The sequence below is a fragment of the Rhodoferax sp. SPJ4 genome (assembly GCF_058216275.1).
Genome location: NZ_JBYZMN010000001.1, coordinates 314514 through 335606 on the forward strand (window position 1 = coordinate 314514; position 21093 = coordinate 335606).

The following is a 21093-nucleotide window of genomic DNA, read 5'->3' on the forward strand; positions in this document are numbered from 1 at the left end:
CGGTGGGACCGGTTCACCGGCCGCGCCGCACGCGGCGCAACTCGTCCAGGATCAGGCAGATGGCGCCCAGCGTGATGGCGCTGTCGGCCACGTTGAAGGCGGGGAAATGCCAGCCCGCCCAGTGGAAATCAAGGAAGTCGACCACGTAGCCGTGCAGCAGCCGGTCGATCACATTGCCCACTGCGCCGCCCAGCACCGAGGCCAGCGCGAACGAGAACAGCTTTTGCCCGGCGTGCGAGCGCAACAGCACCACGATGAACACCGCCGCACCCACGCCCACCGCGCTGAAGAACCAGCGCTGCCAGCCGGCGGCCTGGGCCAGAAACGAGAAGGCCGCCCCGGTGTTGTGGGCCCGCACCACGTTGAAAAAGCCCAGCACCCGGGTGCTGTCACCCAGTTGGTAATGGCCCAGGATCAGCACCTTGGTGAACTGGTCGACCAGCACCACCAACAGTGCCCAGGCCAGCCAGGGCAGCAGGCTGCCGGCCTTGTTTTTGCCGCCGGCCATCAGGCCACCCGCCGGGTTTCGCCCGCGCCGAACAGGTTGCTGGTGCAGCGGCCACAAAGGGTGGGGTGGGCGGGGTCGTGGCCGACGTCGTCGCGGTAATGCCAGCAGCGCTCGCATTTGGTGGCGCTGCTGGGCGTGACCGTGGTGGCCAGCTGCTCACCCATGGCCAGCGCGATGGCCGAGGTGATGAAAACAAACTTCAGGTCGTCGCCCAGGCTGGCCAGCAGCGCGTGGTCGTCGGCCGCGGCCTGCAGCTGGAGTGTGGCTTGCAGCGACGAACCCACCTGGCCGGCGGCGCGCAGGGTCTCGATCTCCTTGTTGGCCTCGTCGCGGATGGCGCGGATGCGGGCCCATTTGGCCAGCAGCGCGGCGTCGGGTGTCCCCAGCTCGGCATAGGTTTCCAGGAAGATGGACGGGCTGTGGCCTGCCACGGCCCAGGCCTCTTCGGCGGTGAAGCTCAGGAAAGGCGCCATCCAGCGCAGCATGGCGTGGGTGATCTGGTGCAGCGCGGTTTGTGCGCTGCGGCGGGCCAGCGAGTTGGGGGCGGTGGTGTAGAGCCGGTCTTTCAGCACGTCGAGGTAAAACGCGCCGAGGTCTTCCGAGCAGTACACCTGCAGCTTGGCCACCACCGGGTGGAATTCATAGACCTCGTAGTGGGCCAGGATGTCGGCCTGCAACTGCGCCGCACGGCTCAGTGCGTAGCGGTCGATCTCCAGCAGCTGGTCGTGCGGCACCGCGTCCTTGGCGGGATCGAAGTCGCTGATGTTGGCCAGCAAAAACTTCAGTGTGTTGCGGATGCGGCGGTAGGTGTCCACCACCCGGGCCAGGATTTTGTCGTCGATGCCCAGGTCGCCCGAGTAATCGGTGGCGGCGCACCACAGGCGGATGATTTCCGCGCCCAGCTTGTCGCTGACCTCCTGCGGCACCACCACGTTGCCTTCGCTCTTGCTCATCTTGCGGCCCTTGCCGTCCACGGTGAAGCCGTGTGTCAGCAGGCCCTTGTAGGGCGCGTGGTCGTACATCGCGCAGGCGGTGAGCAGCGAGCTGTGGAACCAGCCACGGTGCTGGTCGTGGCCTTCCAGGTACAGGTCGGCCGGCCAGGTGCTCTGCGCGGCATGGCTGTGCTTGAGCACATGGTCGTGGGTGGTGCCGGAATCGAACCACACATCGAGGATGTCGGTGCTCTTGGTGTAGTTCGGCGCATCGTCGCCGATCAGGCTCTCGGCCGTGGCCTTGCTCCAGGCCTCCACGCCGCCAGCCTCCACCAGCGCCGCGGCCTGGTCCATGATCTCCATGGTGCGGGGGTGCAGCTCGCCGGTGGCAGTGTGCAGAAAGAAGGGCAGGGGCACACCCCAGTTGCGCTGGCGCGAGATGCACCAGTCGGGCCGGCCGGCAATCATGTCGCGCAGCCGGGTCTTGCCGTTCTCGGGGTAGAACTGGGTTTCTTCAATCGCCGCCAGGGCCAGCTCGCGCAGAGTCTTGCCGGCTTTGTCTTTGGCGAACACGCCCTGGGTGCCGGGCTTTTCGGCGTCCATGCGCACAAACCACTGGGCGGCGGCGCGGTAGATCACCGGCGTCTTGTGGCGCCAGCAATGCGGGTAGCTGTGCTCGATGTTCGTGGTGGCCATCAACCGGCCCGCATCGCGCAGCGTGTTGATGATCTCGGGGCAGGCTTTCCAGATGTTGAGCCCGCCAAACAGCGGCAGCGTGTCCACATAACGGCCGTTGCCCTGCACCGGGTTCAGGATGTCGTCGTAGGCCATGCCATGGGCCACGCAGCTGTTGAAGTCGTCCACGCCGTAGGCGGGGGCCGAGTGCACGATGCCGGTGCCGTCTTCGGCGGTGGCGTAGTCGGCCAGGTAAATGGGGCTGAGCCGGTCAAAACCGGGGTGCACATGGGCCAGCGGGTGGCGGAAGTTGAGCAGGTTCAGCGCCTTGCCCTGCACCGTGGCCACCACCTCGGTGGCCAGGCCGTAACGCTCGCCGCATTTCTCCACCAGCGAGGCGGCCAGCACCAGGTAACCCTTGGGCGTGTCGACCAGTGCGTAGTCCAGCTCGGGGTTCAGGTTCAGCGCCTGGTTGGCGGGGATGGTCCAGGCGGTGGTGGTCCAGATGACGGCGTAGGCGGGTTTGGTCAGCGGGGCGACTCCGAACGCCGCAGCGAGCTTCTCCGGCTCGACCGACTCGAAGGCCACGTCCAGCGTCTGGCTTTTTTTATCGGCGTACTCGATCTCGAACTCGGCGAGCGAGCTGCCGCAGTCGAAACACCAGTACACCGGCTTCAGGCCACGGTAGACAAAGCCACGTTCCATGATGCGTTTGAGCGCGCGGATCTCGTTGGCCTCGTTGCCGAAGTCCATCGTGCGGTAGGGGTTGTCCCACTCGCCCAGCACGCCCAGGCGCTTGAAGTCGGCCATCTGGCCGGCGATCTGCTCGGTGGCGAAAGCCCGGCTCTTGGCCTGTACCTCGTCGCGCGGCAGGTTGCGGCCGTGCAACTTCTCGATGGCGTTTTCGATCGGCAGGCCATGGCAGTCCCAGCCCGGCACGTAGACCGCGTCCATGCCCTTGAGCTGGCGGGCCTTGACGATCATGTCTTTGAGCACCTTGTTGACCGCGTGACCGATGTGGATCTTGCCGTTGGCATAGGGCGGGCCGTCGTGCAGCACGAAGCGCGGCTTGCCCACACGGGCGTCGCGCAGCCGCTTGTAAATGCCCTGCTCCTCCCATTGCTTGACCCAGCCCGGCTCGCGCTTGGGCAGGTCGCCGCGCATGGGGAAGGGCGTGTCGGGCAGGTTCAGGGTTTTGCGGTAATCGGTCTTTTCGGTCATAGCGACGGTTCCATCGGATTCGGGGCGCGCCGGCGCGCTGCTGCAGCGTGGGGCGGGGAGGGGGTTCGGAAGCGGGGCACCGCGCAGGCCGAGCGGCCTGCCGCCCCCTCAAATTCGCGGAATCTGCGTGGTGGCCGCAAACCAGGCGCGCGCGTCGGCGCAGTCCTTGGCGATGCCGGTTGTCAGGGCATCCAGACCGTCGTAGCGCAATTCGTCGTGCAGTTTGTGCAGCAGTTCCACCCGGATGATTTTACCGTAGCCCCCCTCGGCGCCCAGGCCGGCGGGCCAGTCCAGGCAATGGGTTTCCAGCAGCACCCGGCCGCCGTTGACATCGGCCGGGTCCAGCGAGGGGCGTATGCCCAGGTTGGCCACGCCCGGCAAGGCCTGCTCGCCCAGACCGAACACCCGCACCGCGAAGATGCCGCTGGCGGCCGGCTTCCAGTGGGCAAAGCGCAGATTCAGCGTGCGAAAACCCAGGTCGCGGCCCAGCTTGCGGCCATGGACCACATGGCCGGAGATGCTGTAGGGCCTGCCCAGCAGCGCGGCGGCATCGCTCATCCGGCCCTGGGTCAGGGCTTCGCGCACCGCTGAGCTGGAGACCCGCAGCTTGTGGACCTCGTAGCTGTTCATCCGCGCCACGTCAAAGCCGGCGCGCTGGCCGGCCGCGTCCAGCATGGTGTAGTCGCCAGCGCGTTTGGCGCCAAAGCGGAAATCGTCGCCCACCAGCACGTAGCGCGCGCCCAGGCCCTGCACCAGCACCTGGTCGATGAAGGCCTCAGGCGCCATGGACGACAGCCGGGCGTCGAAGGGCAGCACCACACACTGGTCGACGCCGCACAAGGCCAGCTCGTGCAGCTTGTCGCGCAGCGTGGCAATGCGGGCCGGCGCCAGCTCGGGTTTGCCGGTGACCGCGGCAAAGTAATCGCGCGGGTGCGGCTCGAAGGTCATGGCGCAGCTGGGCACGCCGCGGTGCCTGGCCTCGTTGTTCAGCAGCGCCAGCATGGCCTGGTGGCCGCGGTGCACCCCGTCGAAGTTGCCGATGGTCAGGGCACAACCTGCGCCATGCAGCTGAAAGCCGCGGTAGATCTTCATGGATTTGTTATCTTTTTGATAGCACCCAGCCCCCGCTTGTCGTGGGAATGAAGCCAATTTGTCATCAAAACAGGGTATATTGTGACGGAGAGACGTTGCGATCCGAGTCATTGGCTTTTTGGCTGTTGAAGGAGGCGTGTTTTGAAGGTTCTGAAGCTGTCGGCCCAAGGGCTGCCCCAATCGTGGATCAGCCTGGAGCAGGCGGTCATTCACTATGCGGCGGGTGAGGTGCGCTGGGAATCCGGAGGCGAGATCGCGGTCTTTCGCGGCGGCCACAACGCGGTGACCGGCCAGCAGTCGCTGATCGCGGTCAACAGCATCATCGGCACCCGGGGCGTGCCCAACATCAACCCCTTCAACCTGAAGCCGGGTCTGACCAACAGCAAGCTCTTCTCCCGCGACCGCAACCTCTGCGCCTACTGCGGCGACCATTTCCACGAAGACGACCTGACCCGCGAGCACATCATCCCCTTTGCCCAGAACGGCATCGACACCTGGATGAACGTGGTCACCGCCTGCCGCGCCTGCAACCACCGCAAAAGCCACCGCACGCCGGAGCAGGCCCACATGCCGCTGCTGTACGCGCCCTATGTGCCCAGCCTGTGGGAAGACTTCATCCTGCGCAACCGCCGCATCCTGGCCGACCAGATGGAGTTTCTGCTGGCCCATGTGCCGCGCAATTCGCGGCTGGTGGCCTGAGCCCGGTCCGACCTCAGTCGGGGGCCTGGTAGACCAGCACCTTCAGCGCACGCTGCGCTGACACATCTGCAAAGGCCGGCGGGTTGGCCAACCGCTGCACAAACACCAGCTCGGGCGCCAAGGCCGCCATCGGGTCTTGCAGAAAATCCACCCCCAGTTCCGGCGCGTTCAGGCACAGCAAGGCATGGCCGCCGCGGGTCAGCAAATCGGGCAGGCGGCGCAGCAGTTTGGCGTAGTCCTTGGTGGCAACAAAGCTGCCCTTCTGGTGGCTGGGCGGGTCGACGATGACCAGGCCATAAGGCCCGCCGCGGGTCAGCTTGCCCCAGGTCTTGAAGACATCGTGGGCCAGGAAGCTGGCGCCGTCCATGACGCCGTTGAGTTGGTGGTTCTGCTGGCCGATGGCCAGTGCGCCCGCAGCCATGTCCAGGTTGAGCACCTGCTTGGCGCCGGCCAGCCTGGCCACCACCGAGAAGGCGCAGGTGTAGGCAAACAAGTTCAGCACCTTGAAGCGCGGCTGGTTGGCCACCTGGGCCGCCACATGGTCTGCCACCCAGCGCCGGCCCTCGGCCATGTCGAGAAACAGGCCGTGGTTTTGGCCTTTGAGCAGATGCACGCGGAAACGCGCGCCCTGTTCGGTCACGGTGTGGGGCTCGGGCAGCGCACCGGCCATCAGCCGCGTCTCGCTGCGGCCCTCGTGGCGGCACTGGAACACCCAGCTGAGCGGCTGCTCGGGCGCCAGCTGTTGCCAGCGCGCCGACAGCGCGGCGTGCACCTGGGCCAGCTCGTTGTCGGTCAGCGGCAGAAAGCTGGTCAGCAAAAAAGCCGGCGGAAAAGCGTCCAGGGCCAGGTGTTCGCAGCCCGGGTGCAGGCCGCCGCGGCCGTGGAACAGGCGCTGGGCGTCCACGGGCAGGGCCATCGCGGCGATGGCGTTCAACAGGGCTTGCATGGGGCGGGCGGACGGCAATGGCGAAAGGCACGCCAGTGTAGGGCCGCCCGCGCACGCGGCCCCGGGAGCGGTGTCAGGCCACGGCGTCGCGGGCCGCGGCCTCGATGAAGTCGGCGGTGCGGGCCACCTGGGTCACCGGCAGCATGTGGCCGCCGTCCACCAGCGTCAGCCGGGTGTGGGGCACTTTCTCGACGAAAGCCTTGGCGTGCAACTGCGGGTCCAGCACCAAGTCGCCCTTGCCGTACAGCATGGCCACCGGCAGCGTCAGACGGGCGTAGCTGGCTTCCAGCACCGGCAGGCTGTCGGGAATGGCGGCCAGGTCGGTCGACGAGGCGATGAACTGCGAGGGCTTGAGGCTCAGCAGGCCACCGGCGCGGGTGGCGAAGTCCTTGGGGTGGGTCTCGGGTGAGAACAGAAATTTCAGGATGGCCGGGCTGCGGACGATGAAGGCCGGCACCGCGGCCGTCCAGGCCACCACCTTGCGCAGCGCGGGCGAGGCGATGTCCAGGCCGCGGAAGGGCGCGGGCAGGCCCTCGGGGGTGTGGGTCAGCGGCGCCACCAGGGCCAGGGCATTCACCCGCTGCGGGTGGCGGGCCGCCAGCATCAGCGAGATGGCGCCGCCCAGCGAATGGCCCACCACCGTGGCCTGGGCCACGCCCAGCTGGTCCAGCAGCGCGGCCAGCGCGTCGGCCTGGTTTTCCATGGAGGCGCTGGCGCCGGCATGGCGCAGCGAATGGCCGGAGCCGGGCCGGTCGACCGCGATCACGCGGAACTGCGACGACAGCCGCTTTTCAATGCCGTAGGTGAAGTGGCGCAGCTGGCCGCCCAGGCCATGCACCATCAGCACGGCCGGACCAGTACCGCGGTCGACCACATGCAGCCGGGCGCCGGGCACGTCGACAAAACGGCCAATGGGCGGGAAGCCGGCGTCGATGCGTCGGTTGGTGTTCCAGGCGAACAGCACCAGGCCGGCGGTGAGCGCGAGCGCCGCGACCAAGGCCCACAGCGCGGCGTTCACAGCTTCAGACCCCGGCCCAGCAGGCCCCAGTAAGCCACCGGCATCAGGCGTTCGATCAGCGCGGCAAACCAGGCGTCCCAGCCGACGATGACACGGGCCTTGTCCTGCTCGATGGCGCGGACGATGGTGGCGGCGGCCTTTTCCGGCGGCATGCGCAGCAGTTTTTTGCTCAGGGCCTGGCGCTTGGCCACGTCGGCCGCCGACAGGCCGTCGGCCATGCGGGCGCTGCTGGCGATCTGGGTGGCCACGCCGCCGGGGTGGACCACGGTCACGCCCACGGTGGAGCCTTCCATGGCCAGCTCGTGGCGCAAGGCGTTGGAGAAGCCGCGCACCGCGAACTTGCTGGCCGAGTAGGCGCATTGTTCCGGCGGGGCAATCAGGCCGAACAGGCTGGACAGGTTGACCACGCGGGCCGCGCTGCGCTGGCGCAGCAGCGGCAGAAAGGCGCGCGTCATGCGCACCACGGCGTTGAAGTTGATGTCCATCACCCAATCGAAATCGCGCTCGCTGACCTGGTCGAAGGTGCCACCCATGGCCACACCGGCGTTGTTGATCAGCACGTCCACCTGGCCATGCACGGCCAGCACCGCGGCCGGCAGCGCAGCCACCGCCTCGCGGCTGGCCACGTCCAGCGGGTGCTGGCTGACCCGCACGCCCAGCGGCTTCAGCAGCGCTGCGGTCTCGGCCAGGGCCACCGGGTTGATGTCGGCCAGCGCCAGGTGGCAGCCTTTTTGCGCCAGTTGCAGGGCCAGGGCGCGGCCGATGCCGCTGCCGGCGCCAGTGAGCACGGCGACTTTGTTGTCAATGATCATGAGGTTCTTTCAACGGCGAGGGGTCAGCGGGAAAACTGCACCACGCCGTCGGCGATGCGGCCGTAGCGGATGGTCAGCATGTCCAGCAGGTAGTTTTGGTACACCTGCCAGGGCCGTTGCGAGCCTTGCTTGGGCAGGATGTTGGCGGCGCGCTGCACATAGCCGGAACTGAAGTCCAGGAAGGGCTGGGGCGCCACGCCGTCGCCGGGGCGGGGCACGGCGATGCGCTGGCCCTTGGTGTCCATGTGGTTGAGCAAGCGGCAGACCCGCTCGGCCGTCAGGTCGGCCTTGAGCGTCCAGGAGGCGTTGGTGTAGCCAAAGGCCATGGCCAGGTTGGGCACATTGCTCAGCATCATGCCGCGGTAGACCAGGGTCTGGTTGGCTTCGACCGGCCGGCCGTCCACGCTGACGGCGATGTCGCCCAGCGCGTTGAGCTTGAGGCCGGTGGCGGTGACGACGATGTCGGCCTTCAGCTCCTGGCCCGAGTTCAGCTTCAGGCCGGTGGGGGTGAAGTGGGCAATCGTGTCGGTCACCACGCTGGCCTTGCCGGCGCGCAGCTGGCGGAACAGGTCGCCATCGGGCACCACACAGACGCGCTGGTCCCAGGGCTTGTACTTGGGCGTGAAATGGCTGGCGTCCACCGCCGGGCCGGCCTGTTTGCGGGCCAGGTGGACGATGATCTGCTTGACCTTTTCCGGCTTGCGGCGCGCCATCTGGAAGAAGAACATGCCCAGGCCGACGTTCTTCCAGCGGGTCAGCGCATAGGCCAGGCGGGCCGGCAGCAGGCTTTGCAGGCGTTTGGCCAGGCCGTCTTCGCCCGGCCGGTTGACCACGTAGGTGGGCGAGCGCTGCAGCATGGTCACATGGGCGGCCTTGTCGGCCATGGACGGCACCAGCGTGACGGCGGTGGCGCCGCTGCCGATCACCACCACCCGCTTGTTGGTGTAGTCCAGGTTCTGGGGCCAGAACTGCGGGTGCACCACCTGGCCTTGAAAGTCGGCCTGGCCGGCAAACTCGGGCGCATGGCCTTCGGCGTAGCTGTAGTAGCCGCTGCACAGGTAAAGAAACCGGGCCTGGATTTGCACGGTTTTCACGCCGTCGTCCAGCTGCTGTTCGCACTCCACCGTCCACAGCGCCTCGGTTGACGACCAGGCCGCGCGCTTGACCTTGTGGCGGTAGCGGATGTGCTGGGTGATGCCGGTTTCCTCGGCGGCCGAGCGGATGTAATTCAGGATGGACGGGCCGTCGGCAATCGCTTTGGCGGCGGTCCAGGGCTTGAAGTTGTAGCCCAGGGTGTGCATGTCCGAATCCGAGCGGATGCCGGGGTAGCGGAACAAGTCCCAGGTGCCGCCCAGCGCCTCGCGGGCTTCCAGCAGCGCAAAGGTCTTGCCGGGGCAGCGCTTTTGCAGGTGGCGGGCGGCGCCGACGCCAGACAAGCCGGCCCCGACGATGAGGACGTCCAGCGGGGCCGAGGGGGTGGTCAAAGAAGCGGGGTGGGCCATGGTGTGGGGGCTCTGGAGTTTCTGACAAAGCAAATTGTCAAATGAATTGACAATACTTCATGTCACAATTGCGACGTGGGCACCGATTCTGTCACCGAAACCAATGCCGACGGCGCGCGGCCCTACCGCGGCCTGGCCCCGGACGAGCGTCGGGCGCAACGCCGTGCCCGGCTGATTGACGCTGCCATCGAGACCTATGGCGAGCGTGGCTACCGGGCTTCCACCGTCAAGGCCGTGTGTGCGGCGGCGGGGCTGACCGAGCGCTACTTCTACGAATCCTTCGACAGCAGCGAGGCGCTGCTGATCGCCTGCTACCACCATGTCAACGCCCAGCTGTTCACGCTGATCGCCGCCGCCGCCGAGGCCGCCGGGGGCGACCCGCAGGCCCGGGGCCGGGCCATGTTGTCGGCCTATTTCGCGGCCCTGCAGGCCCAGCCACGGCCAGCCCGGGTGTTTTTGATGGAGATCCGCGGGGTCAGCCCCACGGTGGACGCCGAGTTCGACCAGGCTCTGGCCCAGATCGGCGCCGCCGCCGCCCAGGTGCTGGCGCCGGGCCAGCCGGCGCCCAACCCGCTGCTGCAGACCGGGGTGGTGGGTGGGGTGGTGCACATCGCCATGCACTGGATACGCGACGGCTACCAGCCGCCGCTGGCGGTGGTGGTGGACGCCGCGCTGGAACTGGCGCTGGTGCTGGCCAGGCCCACCCGCTGAGGGCGGCGCTGAGGCTCAGGCGAACACGCCAGCCTGGTCCTGCATGCGGGCCGAGACCTCGCCCAGGTGGTGTTGGCTGTCGCCAAACGTCATTTCCAGCTGGGTGAGCTTTTTGAAATAGTGGCTGACGATGTACTCGTCGGTCACGCCGATGCCGCCGTGCAGCTGCACCGCCTGCTGGCCGACAAAGCGCATCGATTGACCCAGCTGGTATTTCGCGCGGGCCAGCGCGCGGCGGCGCTCTTCGGCGGGGGCGTTGAGCTTGAGCGAGGCGTAGTAGCTCATCGAGCGGGCCAGTTCCAGCTGCATCTTCATGTCGGCCACCCGGTGGCGCAGGGCCTGGAAGCTGGCAATCGCCACGCCGAACTGCTTGCGGGTGTTCATGTACTCCACCGTCACCGCCAGCGTCTTGTCCATCACGCCCACCGCTTCCGCGCACAGTGCGGCAATGCCCACGTCCGCCGCATGTTCCAGCGCGGCCAGGCCGTCGGTGGTGATCAGGGTGGCGGGGCTGTTGGCGCAGGTCAGTTCGGCGGCGCGACCACCGTCCTGGGTGCCGTAGCCACGGGTGCTGACGCCGGTTGCATTGCGCTCGACCAGAAACAGCGCGATCTTGTCGCCCAGCTTGGCGGGCACGATGAAAGCGTCGGCCGCGTCACCGGCGGGTACGATGCTTTTGCTGGCCGTCAGCGTGTGCCCGGTGCCGGCCGGCGTGGCCTGGGCTTCACAGAGGTCGAGGCGGTAGCGGGCTTTGCGTTCGGTGTGGGCCAGCACCACCAGCACTTCGCCGCTGGCGATTTTGGGCAGCCAGGCGGACTGCAGTTCGGCGGGCGCATGGCAGCCCAGCACCGCGCTGGCCACCAGCGTCTGCGCCAACGGCTCCAGCACGATGCCGCGGCCCAGCTCTTCCATCACCACCATGGCTTCGATCGGGCCCATGCCCAGGCCATCATGGGCTTCCGGCACATACAGGCCACACAGGCCCAGTTCGGCGAGCTCGGCATAGGCCTCGCGAGAGAAGCCGCCGGCTTTGACGATGCCACGCCGGCGCTCGAAGCTGTAGCCCTTGTCCACCCAGCGCCGCACCGCGTCACGCAGCGATTCCTGGTCGTCAGAAAAGTCGAAGTCCATTTGTCTCTCCTTAGCCCAGAACGACCTGGGACACGATGTTGCGCTGGACCTCGTTCGAGCCACCGTAAATCGTCGTCTTGCGCATGTTGAAGTAATTCGCTGCCAGCGGCGCGCAATGCGCCGGGCCCACATGGTCGCCCTGCCAGCCAGCCTCCATGGCCTCGTAGATGAAGGGCAGGCTGGACGGACCCGCGGCCAGCATCATCAACTCGGTGTAGCGCTGCTGGATTTCGCTGCCGCGAATCTTCAGCAGGCCGGCAATGTCCAGACTCTGCTTGCCCGACTTCTCGGCGCTCAGCACCCGCAGCACCAGCATTTCCAGCGCCACCACGTCCACTTCCAGCTTGGCGATCTCGTCGCGAAAGCGCTGGTCGTCGTAGACGCCCTCGGCCTTGGCGATGCGTTTGAGCCGCTCCAGTTCGCGCTTGGCGCGGTTCACGTCGGCGATGTTGGTGCGTTCGTGGCTGAGCAAATGCTTGGCATAGGTCCAGCCCTTGTTTTCTTCGCCCACCAGGTTCTCCACCGGCACTTCGACGTTGTCGAACCAGACCTCGTTGACCTCGGGCTCGCCGTCCAGCAGCACAATGGGCCGCACGCTGACGCCGGGGCTTTTCATGTCGATCAGCAAAAAGCTGATGCCGGTCTGCGGTTTGCCTTCATTGCTGGTGCGCACCAGGCAGAAAATCCACTCGCCGTACTGGCCCAGCGTGGTCCAGGTTTTCTGGCCGTTGACGATGTATTTGTTGCCCTGGCGCTCGGCCTTGCATTTGACCGAGGCCAGGTCAGAACCGGAGCCCGGTTCGCTGTAGCCCTGGCTCCACCAGACCTCGCCGCTGGCGATGCCGGGCAGAAAGCGCTGCTGCTGCTCGGGCGAACCAAACGCCATGATCACCGGCGCCACCATCACCGGGCCGAAGGGCACAACCCGGGGCGCACCGGCCAAAGCGCATTCTTCCTCGAACAAATGTTTTTGCACCGCGTTCCAGCCGGGGCCGCCGAACTCTTTGGGCCAGCCCCAGCCCAGCCAGCCCTTTTTGCCGAGGATCTTGGCCCAGTCCTGCATGTCGCTGCGGCTCAGTCGCTGGGCGCTGTGCACCTTGTTGGAGATTTCGGCGGGCAGGTGGCCGCGCACCCAGCTGCGAATGTCCGCGCGAAATGCCTGTTCTTCCGGGGTGAATGCCAAATCCATGGGGTGCCTCCAAAGCGATGCGGGGTTGTAGCACGCGGCCCCACCGGCACCTGTCCACGCCGCGACAAACCGAGCGGGCCACGGGGGCTTGGGGTCCGCGCTTCCCGTCAGGCTGGCGCAGGCGGCGCAGCGATAATTCAGCGGCGCTGGCCACGGGCTGCCGCCTTCTCCATGGCCACATGAAACACATCGTCATCCTGATCTCCGGCAGCGGCTCCAACATGGAGGCCATCGCGCTGGCCGCCCAACAAGAGCGCTGGGAAAAAACCCTGAACGCCCGCATCGCCGCCGTCGTCAGCAACCGCCCCGAGGCCGCCGGCCTGGTACGGGCCCGCGAACTGGGCCTGGCCACCGCGGTGGTGGACCACCGCGCCCACCCGTCGCGCGAGGCCTTCGACGCCGCCCTGGCTGCCGCCATCGACGCCCAGGTGCCCGGTGGCCAGCCCACGCTGGTGGTGCTGGCCGGCTTCATGCGCATCCTGACGCCCGGTTTCGTGACGCATTACGCCGGCCGGCTGGTCAACATCCATCCGTCTTTGCTGCCGGCCTTTGCCGGGCTGAACACCCACCAGCGGGCGATTGACGCCGGTTGCACGGTGGCCGGCGCCACGGTGCACCGGGTCACGGCCGAGCTGGACCATGGCCCCCTGCTGGGCCAGGTGGTGGTGCCGGTGTTGCCGGACGACACCGCCGAGGCACTGGCCGCCCGGGTGCTGTCGCAGGAGCACCGGCTCTACCCGCAGGTCATTGCCGACCTGCTGCGAAAAGAATAGCAACTCACCAGGCCGGGGCCGATTCACTCGGTGATGCGGGCGAAGCGGGGCTGCGGCACGCCGTCAATCACCACCGTTTCGTTGAACATCGCCGAGGGCCGCACCCACAGGCCGCGTTCGCCGTACAGCGCCCGGTACAGCGTCAGGGGCTCCAGCGTCTCGCTGTGGCGCACCGTGTCCACCACCTCGTACAGCTGGCCCTTGTAATGCCGGTAGCGGCCGGGCGGGGTGGTGATCAGTGGGGGCAGGTCGTCGTCGTGCATGGCCGGGGCTTCGAGGGGCGCGTGGGACAATCCCACCCATGCATCCTAAAGCCCTGCTGGACGCCAGCGCCGAGCTCGTCCGGCTGGTCCTCAAGTTCGAACACCCTGCCGACATGGTGGTGTCGCGTTTTTTCCGCGACAACCGCGCCTTGGGCCCGCGCGAGCGCGCCACACTGAGCGGCACGGTTTACGCCGTGCTGCGCCAGAAGCTGTTGTTCGAGCACTTTGCCCCGTCGGGCAGCGGCCCGCGCGAGCGCCGGCTGGCCATTCTGGGTTTTGACGGCCCGCGCGACTTCCTCAAAGCTGCCCTCACCGACACCGAAAAGCAGTGGCTGGACCAGTGTGATGGCGTCAACCCCAAAGACCTGCTGGAGCGCCACCGCCACAACCTGCCCGAGTGGCTGGTGCAGCCGCTGCGCGAGCAGCTGGGCGAGGAGTTCTGGGCCCTGGCCGACAGCCTGAACCGCCCGGCCGGGCTGGACGTGCGGGTCAACGCGCTGAGCGAGAAGCGCGCCGAGGTGCAGCGCGAGCTGCAGGCGGCCGGCATCGCCTGCGAACCCACGCCTTATTCGCCCTGGGGGCTGCGCCTGGCCGGCAAGCCCTCGCTGACCAAGGTCGATGCCTTTGTGCGCGGTGCCATCGAGGTGCAGGACGAGGGCTCGCAATTGCTGGCGGCCTTGCTGGAGGCCAAGCGCGGCGAAATGGTGGTGGATTTCTGCGCCGGTGCCGGCGGCAAGACACTGGCCATTGGCGCGGCGATGCGCAACACCGGGCGGCTCTATGCGTTCGACACCTCGGGCCACCGGCTGGACGCGCTCAAGCCCCGGCTGGCGCGCAGCGGCCTGTCCAACGTGCACCCGGCGGCGATTGCCCATGAGCGCGACGACCGGGTCAAGCGGCTGGTGGGCAAGATCGACCGTGTGCTGGTCGACGCCCCCTGCAGCAGCCTGGGCACGCTGCGCCGCAACCCCGATTTGAAATGGCGCCAGACCCCGCAAACCGTGGCCGAACTGGCCCCGCTGCAGCTGGCGATTCTGCAAAGCGCGGCCCGCTTGCTCAAGCCCGGCGGCCGGCTGGTCTATGCCACCTGCAGCCTGTTGCCAGCCGAGAACGAGGCCGTGGCCCAGGTCTTCAGCGCCGAAGCGGCTAGGGAGTTCACCCCACTGCCGGTGGGCGAGATCCTGTCCAATCTGAAGATTGATGCCGCTGCAAGCTTGTGCAGCGGCCCCGAGGGTGGCCAGGATTACCTGCGTTTGTGGCCGCATCGGCATGGCACAGACGGCTTTTTTGCCGCCGCCTGGGTCAAGCGCTGAGCCCCTGCCGCAGGGTTTGAGGCCTTCCGCGACTGTGAAGGACGGTGGTCTGCACACCCTGAAATAAGCGCCAGGGTCGTGAATACCGCCCGATTCCTGCCGGTGAACTGTTGCAAATCAATGACACCGCAGGCCCAACGCCCTAAAATGGGTGATTGTTGTGCTGGGGCACAGCCATTTTTAACAAAGGTTTTCCATCTATGTTGCTACCCGACTGGACCGTGTTGAACGCCGCCATCGACTGGCTGGGCCACGGGCTCTGGGACCTGGCCTGGTGGCAGGTGGTTTTGTACACGCTGGCCACGACGCACATCACGATTGCTGCGGTCACCATCTTCTTGCACCGCGCCCAGTCGCACCGCGCGCTGGAGCTGGGGCCCATTCCCTCGCATTTCTTCCGTCTCTGGCTCTGGCTGGGCACTGGCATGGTCACCAAGGAGTTCGTGGCCATTCACCGTAAACACCACGCCAAGGTGGAAACCGAGGACGATCCGCACAGCCCGCAGACCCGCGGTCTTAAAAAGCTGCTGCTGGAAGGCGCCGAGCTGTACCGTGCCGAAGCCAAGAACAAGGAAACCATGGCCAAGTTCGGCTACGGCACACCCGACGACTGGATCGAGCGCAACCTGTACACCCGTTACTCCTGGCAAGGTGTGGGCTTGATGCTGGTGATCAACCTGCTGATGTTCGGTGCTTTGGGTGCCGCCGTGTGGGCGGTGCAGATGGCGTGGATTCCCATCATGGCCACCGGCATCATCAACGGCATCGGGCACTACTGGGGCTACCGCAATTTCGAGTCGCCGGACGCCAGCACCAATGTGAGCATCTGGGGCATCATCATCGGTGGCGAAGAGCTGCACAACAACCACCACACCTACCCCACGGCGGCCCGCTTTTCGGTCAAGCCCTATGAGTTCGACATTGGCTGGTTCTACATCCAGCTGATGGAGAAAGTGGGTTGGGCCACGGTCAAGAAGGTGCCGCCCCGCCTGCAGTTCGGCGAAATCCAGCCGGTGGCCAACGAAAAAACGCTGGAGGCGGTGATCGCCAACCGTTACGAGGTCATGGCCGGCTACGCCCGCGAAATGCGCCGTGCCTGCAAGAACGAGCTGGCCCAATTGAAGGCGGCCAAGGCCGACCTGTCGGTGATTCGCGCGGCCAAGCGCTGGTTGCACCGCGACGACGACAAGGTGCCCAGCACCGCCCGCCCGCAGCTGGCCCAGGCCCGTGCCGCCCACCCGGTGCTGGACCAGATGGTCACCATGCGTGAAGAACTGCGTCAGCTGTGGCTCAACACCTCACATTCGCGCGAGCAACTGGCCACCGACCTGGCCGCCTGGTGCCACCGGGCCGAAGCCAGTGGCATTGCCGCCCTGCGCGAGTTCTCGATGAAGCTGCGCGCCGCCCGCAGCTGACATTCGCGTCATCCACCGGGTGCTGCCAAGCACCTGGGCAACAAAAAAGCCGCTGAAGTTCAGCGGCTTTTTTGTTGGGGAAGGGCTGAATCACTTCAGCTTGATTTCCTTGTAGTCCACATGCTTGCGTGCCTTGGGATCAAATTTCTTGATCAGCATCTTTTCAGGCGTGGTCTTCTTGTTTTTGGTCGTGGTGTAGAAATGGCCGGTACCCGCAGTGGATTCCAGCTTGATTTTTTCGCGTCCGCCTTTGGTTGCCATGGTGGTGCTCCTTCAGGGGGTTAGGCTTGACCGCGTGCGCGCAGGTCTGCGAGCACGGCATCGATGCCGTTCTTGTCGATCAACCGCAGAGCGGCGCTGGAAACGCGCAGGCGAACCCAGCGGTTTTCGGTTTCGACCCAGAAACGGCGGTATTGCAGGTTCGGCAGGAACCGGCGCTTGGTTTTGTTGTTGGCGTGGGAAACATTGTTTCCAACCATCGGGCCTTTACCCGTTACTTCGCAGACGCGTGCCATGAGGACACTCCGATACATTGAAACAGCTGTCACATGCAGTGAGAGCTTGACCTCGCCAGAAGGGTGGCGGTAACCCGCGCGCACCCGAGGGCACGCTGTCTTTGCCAAACCCCCACCTCCCGGCGGAATTCAGCAAAGCCTCGGATTATAGCGAATCAGGTGGAACGCCGGTCAGCTTTGCTGTTCCAGGAAGCGTTGAGCGTCCAGCGCGGCCATGCAGCCGGTGCCGGCGCTGGTGATGGCCTGGCGGTAGACATGGTCCTGCACGTCGCCGGCGGCAAACACGCCGGGCACGCTGGTCATGGTGGCAAAGCCCTTCAGGCCACTCTGGGTGACGATGTAGCCGTTTTCCATCGCCAGCTGCCCTTGGAAGATCTCGGTGTTGGGGGCATGGCCGATGGCGATGAAGCAGCCCTTGAGCACCAGGTCTTCGGTGGCCCCGGTCTGGGTGCTTTTGAGGCGCACGCCAGTCACGCCCGAGGCGTCACCCAGCACCTCGTCCAGGGTCTGGAACAGCTTCAGCTCGATCTTTCCGGCGGCCACCTTATCCATCACTTTGTCGACCAGGATGGCCTCGGCCTTGAACTTGTCGCGGCGATGCACCAGGTAAACCTTGCTGGCAATGTTGGACAGGTACAACGCTTCTTCGACCGCGGTGTTGCCGCCGCCGACCACACAACAGACCTGCTCGCGGTAGAAAAAGCCGTCGCAGGTGGCGCAGCCGGACACGCCGCGGCCCATGAAGGCGGTCTCGGATGGCAGGCCCAGGTACTTGGCCGAGGCGCCGGTGGCGATGATCAGGCTGTCGCAGGTGTAGCTGCCGCTGTCGCCGGTGAGGGTGAAAGGGCGCTGGCTGAAATCAACCTTGTTGATGTGGTCGAACACGATTTCCGCCTTGAAACGCTCGGCGTGCTCAAGGAAACGCTGCATCAGCTCGGGGCCTTGCACGCCATGCACATCGGCCGGCCAGTTGTCGACTTCGGTGGTGGTCATCAGCTGGCCACCCTGGGCAATGCCGGTCACCAGCATGGGTTGCAGGTTGGCGCGGGCGGCGTAGATGGCGGCGGTGTAGCCGGCCGGGCCGGAGCCGAGGATCAGGACTTTGGCGTGTTTCATGGGCGGGGTGTTCGGTCTGGAACGGGGTAGATAGGGGTGGAGGAGGCCCGACAAGGCGTGTAAAGTGTTTGTTGTCTGGCAGCTGAGGGTTGACCTGTGGAATGTCAACCCGGTTGGCAGCGCTTGGCTTGGATTGTAAGAACGCCGCGCACGCCAGGGGGCGTGGGGCCGAAAACCAGAAGAACGGTGGTGTCAATGTCAATGCTGTCCAACTTAGAGCTGATTCGGCGGGTGCCGCTGTTTTCCATCCTGACCCCGGTGCAGGCCGAGGCGGTGGCGTCGGCGGTGGTCAAGCGCCGTTTCAAGCGCGGCGAGCTGATCGTCGAACAGGGCAAGAAGTCCAATGCCTTGTTCATTGTGCTCACCGGCCGGGCCCGGGTCATGACGGCCGATGCGCGCGGCCGCGAGGTGATTCTGGCCACGCTGGAGCAGGGCGACTACATCGGCGAGATGAGTTTGATCGACAACGGCCCCCATTCGGCCAGCGTCAAGGCCGAGGTGCAGACCGACGTGCTGGTGCTGGGCCGGGCCGAATTCGCCCGCTGCCTGCCGGAAAACACCTCCATGGCCTACGCGGTGATGAAGGGCCTGGTGCAGCGCCTGCGCCATGCCGACCGGCAGATCGAATCGCTGGCCTTGATGGACGTCTATGGCCGGGTGGCCCGCACGCTGCTGGAATTTGCCTCGGTGGGGCGCGACGGCCTGCTGAGCATCCGCGAGAAGATTTCCCGCCAGGACGTCGCCAAGATGGTGGGCGCCTCGCGCGAAATGGTCAGCCGGGTCATGAAAGACCTGGAAGAGCGGGGCCTGATCGAAACCCGCGAAGACGGCTCGCTGCTGATCAAGGAACGCCTCGATTCCGTGGGTTGACGCTGCGGTGACGGGCCGGTCGGCGGCGTGGGCGCCCATGGGGTAAGCTCTGCGCTCTGTCCTGACCTATGACCTATTCCCTGAACACGCTCGGTGCTGCCAAGGCGTCGACCGAACCGCCCAAGGGCGGCGCCGTTTTTCTGCAGGAACTGGCCTTGCTGGCTGGCTTTCTGGCCCTGATTTTCTGGTGGCTGGCAATGCTCAGCCACGCCCCGTCGGACGCCGCCTGGTCCACCTCCGGCACCGGTGCACCGTTGCGCAACTGGGGCGGCCGTCTGGGTGCACTGCTGTCCGACGGCAGCTATTTCACGTTTGGCTTCTCCTGCTGGTGGCTGTTGCTGGCCGCGGTGCGCGGCTGGCTGAGCGCGCTGGCCCGCTGGTTGCGGGTGGCCGAACTGGCGCCCTCCGGCCTGCCCGCACCGGCCCGCTGGCGTTTCTGGGTTGGTTTGCCCTTGCTGATGTCGGCCAGCACCGCGCTGGAATGGTCGCGCCTGTACCGCTTTGAGGGCGCGCTGCCCGGCCATGGCGGCGGGCTGGTGGGTTATCTGTTCGGCCCAGCCGGCGTCAAATGGCTGGGCTTCACCGGCTCCGGCCTGCTGTGGGTGGCGCTGGGCGTGCTGGGCGTGAGCCTGGTGTTCCAGTTTTCCTGGACCCAGCTGGCCGAGCGCATCGGCCGCGCGCTGGACTCGCTGCTGGTGCAGCGGCGCGAGAAACGCGAACGTGCGGCCGACCTGGAGTTTGGCCAGCGGGCCGCCCGCGAGCGCGAGGAAATCATGCTGGAGGAGCGGGCCGAGGCCCAGCACCACCAGCCGGTGGCGGTGCAGATCGAGCCGGTGATGGTGGACGTGCCGCGCAGCGAGCGGGTGGTGAAAGAGCGCCAGAAGCCGCTGTTCACCGAGCTGCCCGACAGCAAGCTGCCCCAGGTGGATTTGCTGGACAGTTCCACGCTGCGCCAGGAAACCGTGGCCAGCGAGACGCTGGAGATGACCAGCCGGCTGATCGAGAAAAAGCTCAAGGACTTCGGTGTCGAGGTGCGGGTGGTGCTGGCCTCGCCCGGCCCGGTGATCACCCGCTACGAGATCGAGCCCGCCACCGGCGTCAAGGGCTCGCAGGTGGTGAACCTGGCCAAGGACCTGGCGCGCAGCCTGAGCCTGGTGTCGATCCGCGTCATCGAGACCATCCCGGGCAAGAACTACATGGCGCTGGAACTGCCCAACGCCAAGCGGCAGTCGATCAAGCTCAGCGAAATCCTGGGCTCACAGGTCTACAACGAGGCCAAGAGCATGCTCACCATGGGCCTGGGCAAGGACATCGTCGGCAACCCGGTGGTGGCCGACCTGGCCAAGATGCCCCATGTGCTGGTGGCCGGCACCACCGGCTCGGGCAAGTCGGTGGGCATCAACGCGATGATTCTGAGCCTGCTGTACAAGGCCGAGGCGCGCGACGTGCGCCTGCTGATGATCGACCCCAAGATGCTGGAAATGTCGGTCTACGAAGGCATTCCGCACCTGTTGGCGCCGGTGGTCACCGACATGAAGCAGGCCGCCCATGGCCTGAACTGGTGTGTGGCCGAGATGGAGCGGCGCTACAAATTGCTGAGCAAGCTGGGGGTGCGCAACCTGGCCGGCTACAACGCCAAGATCGACGAGGCCAAGGCCCGGGAGGAATTCATCTACAACCCCTTCAGCCTGACGCCCGAGAGCCCCGAGCCGCTTCAGCGCCTGCCCCACATCGTGGTGGTGATCGACGAGCTGGCCGACCTGATGATGGTGGTGGGCAAGAAGATCGAGGAGCTGATTGCCCGCTTGGCGCAAAAGGCCCGGGCCGCCGGCATCCATTTGATTCTGGCCACCCAACGGCCCAGCGTGGACGTGATCACCGGCCTGATCAAGGCCAACATCCCGACCCGCATCGCCTTCCAGGTGAGCAGCAAGATTGACAGCCGCACCATCCTCGACCAGATGGGCGCCGAGGCCTTGCTGGGCATGGGCGACATGCTCTACATGCCCAGCGGCACCGGCTACCCCATCCGCGTGCACGGCGCTTTCGTCAGCGACGAAGAGGTGCACCGGGTGGTGAACTACCTCAAGTCCCAGGGCGAACCCGACTACGTGGACGGTGTGCTCGAAGGCGGCACGGTGGACGGCGACGAGCCTGGCGCCGAAGGCGGCGAGGGCGGCGAAAAAGACCCGATGTACGACCAGGCGGTGGAGGTGGTGCTGAAGAACCGCAAGGCCAGCATCTCGCTGGTGCAGCGCCACCTGAAGATTGGTTACAACCGCGCCGCCCGCATGCTCGAAGAGATGGAGAAGTCCGGCCTGGTCAGCGCCATGAGTGGCAGCGGCCAGCGCGACATTCTGGTGCCAGCGCGCAACGAATAAGGAATCTCCCC

Annotated in this window: 20 protein-coding genes; 7 read left to right on the plus strand and 13 right to left on the minus strand. The window is 66.3% G+C overall.

The window, feature by feature from the left end; all coding sequences use genetic code 11:
• Positions 1-13 precede the first annotated feature (13 nt).
• From lspA to AC4BAR_RS01465, 3 genes are all read right to left on the minus strand, one after another.
• The gene (gene lspA, locus AC4BAR_RS01455; protein WP_490626041.1) at positions 14-508 is read right to left on the minus strand and encodes a signal peptidase II; all 495 of its coding nucleotides are present in this window, start codon (positions 506-508) and stop codon (positions 14-16) included.
• Positions 508-3336 (minus strand): isoleucine--tRNA ligase, encoded by a 2829-nt coding sequence (gene ileS, locus AC4BAR_RS01460; protein ID WP_490626042.1) that lies wholly within the window; start codon positions 3334-3336, stop codon positions 508-510. The genes lspA and ileS overlap by 1 nt, the downstream gene beginning before the upstream one ends.
• 108 nt (positions 3337-3444) lie before the next feature.
• Positions 3445-4428 carry a bifunctional riboflavin kinase/FAD synthetase gene (locus AC4BAR_RS01465; RefSeq protein ID WP_490626043.1) on the minus strand — a complete coding sequence of 328 codons (984 nt, stop codon included), beginning with the start codon at positions 4426-4428 and terminating at the stop codon, positions 3445-3447.
• A 141-nt stretch (positions 4429-4569) separates the two neighbouring features.
• Here AC4BAR_RS01465 and AC4BAR_RS01470 point away from each other — a divergent pair, with 141 nt between their 5' ends.
• Positions 4570-5127, plus strand: a complete 558-nt coding sequence (locus AC4BAR_RS01470; protein ID WP_490626044.1) for an HNH endonuclease — start codon at positions 4570-4572, stop codon at positions 5125-5127.
• 13 nt (positions 5128-5140) lie between these two features.
• Here the strand turns inward: AC4BAR_RS01470 and AC4BAR_RS01475 are convergent, their stop codons facing one another.
• From AC4BAR_RS01475 to AC4BAR_RS01490, 4 genes are all read right to left on the minus strand, one after another.
• Positions 5141-6073, minus strand: coding sequence for a class I SAM-dependent methyltransferase (locus AC4BAR_RS01475; protein ID WP_490626045.1), 933 nt, complete (start codon positions 6071-6073; stop codon positions 5141-5143).
• Between the two features lie 73 nt (positions 6074-6146).
• Positions 6147-7091 carry an alpha/beta fold hydrolase gene (locus AC4BAR_RS01480; protein WP_490626046.1) on the minus strand — a complete coding sequence of 315 codons (945 nt, stop codon included), beginning with the start codon at positions 7089-7091 and terminating at the stop codon, positions 6147-6149.
• Complete coding sequence (locus tag AC4BAR_RS01485; protein ID WP_490626047.1) at positions 7088-7903, minus strand: SDR family NAD(P)-dependent oxidoreductase; 816 nt, start codon at positions 7901-7903, stop codon at positions 7088-7090. Before AC4BAR_RS01485 ends, AC4BAR_RS01480 begins: the two co-directional genes overlap by 4 nt.
• Positions 7904-7926: 23 nt before the next feature.
• Complete coding sequence (locus AC4BAR_RS01490) at positions 7927-9405, minus strand: flavin-containing monooxygenase (protein ID WP_490626048.1); 1479 nt, start codon at positions 9403-9405, stop codon at positions 7927-7929.
• Between the two features lie 75 nt (positions 9406-9480).
• Here AC4BAR_RS01490 and AC4BAR_RS01495 point away from each other — a divergent pair, with 75 nt between their 5' ends.
• Positions 9481-10116, plus strand: a complete 636-nt coding sequence (locus AC4BAR_RS01495) for a TetR/AcrR family transcriptional regulator (protein ID WP_490626049.1) — start codon at positions 9481-9483, stop codon at positions 10114-10116.
• A gap of 15 nt (positions 10117-10131) precedes the next feature.
• Here AC4BAR_RS01495 and AC4BAR_RS01500 read toward each other — a convergent pair whose 3' ends face one another.
• Together AC4BAR_RS01500 and AC4BAR_RS01505 are read right to left on the minus strand one after the other, a co-directional pair.
• The gene (locus AC4BAR_RS01500) at positions 10132-11247 is read right to left on the minus strand and encodes an acyl-CoA dehydrogenase family protein (protein WP_490626050.1); all 1116 of its coding nucleotides are present in this window, start codon (positions 11245-11247) and stop codon (positions 10132-10134) included.
• Between the two features lie 10 nt (positions 11248-11257).
• A complete protein-coding gene (locus AC4BAR_RS01505) occupies positions 11258-12436 on the minus strand; it encodes an acyl-CoA dehydrogenase family protein (protein ID WP_490626051.1) in 1179 nt (392 codons plus the stop codon).
• A gap of 179 nt (positions 12437-12615) precedes the next feature.
• Here AC4BAR_RS01505 and purN point away from each other — a divergent pair, with 179 nt between their 5' ends.
• Entirely contained in the window at positions 12616-13209 is a 594-nt protein-coding gene (gene purN, locus AC4BAR_RS01510) for a phosphoribosylglycinamide formyltransferase (protein ID WP_490626052.1), read from the plus strand.
• A gap of 23 nt (positions 13210-13232) precedes the next feature.
• Here purN and AC4BAR_RS01515 read toward each other — a convergent pair whose 3' ends face one another.
• Positions 13233-13472, minus strand: a complete 240-nt coding sequence (locus AC4BAR_RS01515; protein WP_490627169.1) for a DUF1653 domain-containing protein — start codon at positions 13470-13472, stop codon at positions 13233-13235.
• Between the two features lie 38 nt (positions 13473-13510).
• Between AC4BAR_RS01515 and AC4BAR_RS01520 the strand changes: the two genes are divergently transcribed.
• Both AC4BAR_RS01520 and AC4BAR_RS01525 read left to right on the plus strand, forming a co-directional pair.
• Positions 13511-14785, plus strand: coding sequence for an RsmB/NOP family class I SAM-dependent RNA methyltransferase (locus tag AC4BAR_RS01520; RefSeq protein ID WP_490626053.1), 1275 nt, complete (start codon positions 13511-13513; stop codon positions 14783-14785).
• A gap of 200 nt (positions 14786-14985) precedes the next feature.
• Positions 14986-16200 (plus strand): DesA family fatty acid desaturase, encoded by a 1215-nt coding sequence (locus tag AC4BAR_RS01525; RefSeq protein ID WP_490626054.1) that lies wholly within the window; start codon positions 14986-14988, stop codon positions 16198-16200.
• A 90-nt stretch (positions 16201-16290) separates the two neighbouring features.
• On the opposite strand, the gene rpmG is transcribed toward AC4BAR_RS01525, so the two are convergent.
• The 3 genes from rpmG to trxB form a co-directional block, all read right to left on the minus strand.
• Positions 16291-16461: a 50S ribosomal protein L33 gene (gene rpmG / locus AC4BAR_RS01530; protein WP_068173845.1), complete on the minus strand. Its 171-nt coding sequence runs from the start codon at positions 16459-16461 to the stop codon at positions 16291-16293.
• Positions 16462-16481: 20 nt separating this feature from the next.
• On the minus strand, positions 16482-16715 hold the full coding sequence (gene rpmB / locus AC4BAR_RS01535; protein WP_028251282.1) for a 50S ribosomal protein L28: 234 nt from the start codon (positions 16713-16715) through the stop codon (positions 16482-16484).
• A gap of 171 nt (positions 16716-16886) precedes the next feature.
• Entirely contained in the window at positions 16887-17831 is a 945-nt protein-coding gene (gene trxB / locus AC4BAR_RS01540) for a thioredoxin-disulfide reductase (RefSeq protein ID WP_490626055.1), read from the minus strand.
• A gap of 195 nt (positions 17832-18026) precedes the next feature.
• Between trxB and AC4BAR_RS01545 the strand changes: the two genes are divergently transcribed.
• Together AC4BAR_RS01545 and AC4BAR_RS01550 are read left to right on the plus strand one after the other, a co-directional pair.
• Positions 18027-18701, plus strand: coding sequence for a Crp/Fnr family transcriptional regulator (locus tag AC4BAR_RS01545; protein WP_490627170.1), 675 nt, complete (start codon positions 18027-18029; stop codon positions 18699-18701).
• Between the two features lie 68 nt (positions 18702-18769).
• Positions 18770-21082: a DNA translocase FtsK gene (locus AC4BAR_RS01550; RefSeq protein WP_490626056.1), complete on the plus strand. Its 2313-nt coding sequence runs from the start codon at positions 18770-18772 to the stop codon at positions 21080-21082.
• Positions 21083-21093: the final 11 nt, after the last annotated feature.

Excerpts from the sequence above, each read along its gene's own strand:
- lspA (WP_490626041.1), bottom strand. The coding sequence starts at position 508 with ATGGCCGGCGGCAAAAACAAGGCCGGCAGCCTGCTGCCCTGGCTGGCC.
- ileS (WP_490626042.1), bottom strand. The coding sequence starts at position 3,336 with ATGACCGAAAAGACCGATTACCGCAAAACCCTGAACCTGCCCGACACG.
- AC4BAR_RS01465 (WP_490626043.1), bottom strand. The coding sequence starts at position 4,428 with ATGAAGATCTACCGCGGCTTTCAGCTGCATGGCGCAGGTTGTGCCCTG.
- AC4BAR_RS01475 (WP_490626045.1), bottom strand. The coding sequence starts at position 6,073 with ATGCAAGCCCTGTTGAACGCCATCGCCGCGATGGCCCTGCCCGTGGAC.
- AC4BAR_RS01485 (WP_490626047.1), bottom strand. The coding sequence starts at position 7,903 with ATGATCATTGACAACAAAGTCGCCGTGCTCACTGGCGCCGGCAGCGGC.
- AC4BAR_RS01490 (WP_490626048.1), bottom strand. The coding sequence starts at position 9,405 with ATGGCCCACCCCGCTTCTTTGACCACCCCCTCGGCCCCGCTGGACGTC.
- AC4BAR_RS01500 (WP_490626050.1), bottom strand. The coding sequence starts at position 11,247 with ATGGACTTCGACTTTTCTGACGACCAGGAATCGCTGCGTGACGCGGTG.
- AC4BAR_RS01505 (WP_490626051.1), bottom strand. The coding sequence starts at position 12,436 with ATGGATTTGGCATTCACCCCGGAAGAACAGGCATTTCGCGCGGACATT.
- purN (WP_490626052.1), top strand. The coding sequence starts at position 12,616 with ATGAAACACATCGTCATCCTGATCTCCGGCAGCGGCTCCAACATGGAG.
- AC4BAR_RS01515 (WP_490627169.1), bottom strand. The coding sequence starts at position 13,472 with ATGCACGACGACGACCTGCCCCCACTGATCACCACCCCGCCCGGCCGC.
- AC4BAR_RS01520 (WP_490626053.1), top strand. The coding sequence starts at position 13,511 with ATGCATCCTAAAGCCCTGCTGGACGCCAGCGCCGAGCTCGTCCGGCTG.
- AC4BAR_RS01525 (WP_490626054.1), top strand. The coding sequence starts at position 14,986 with ATGTTGCTACCCGACTGGACCGTGTTGAACGCCGCCATCGACTGGCTG.
- rpmG (WP_068173845.1), bottom strand. The coding sequence starts at position 16,461 with ATGGCAACCAAAGGCGGACGCGAAAAAATCAAGCTGGAATCCACTGCG.
- rpmB (WP_028251282.1), bottom strand. The coding sequence starts at position 16,715 with ATGGCACGCGTCTGCGAAGTAACGGGTAAAGGCCCGATGGTTGGAAAC.
- trxB (WP_490626055.1), bottom strand. The coding sequence starts at position 17,831 with ATGAAACACGCCAAAGTCCTGATCCTCGGCTCCGGCCCGGCCGGCTAC.
- AC4BAR_RS01545 (WP_490627170.1), top strand. The coding sequence starts at position 18,027 with ATGTCAATGCTGTCCAACTTAGAGCTGATTCGGCGGGTGCCGCTGTTT.
- AC4BAR_RS01550 (WP_490626056.1), top strand. The coding sequence starts at position 18,770 with ATGACCTATTCCCTGAACACGCTCGGTGCTGCCAAGGCGTCGACCGAA.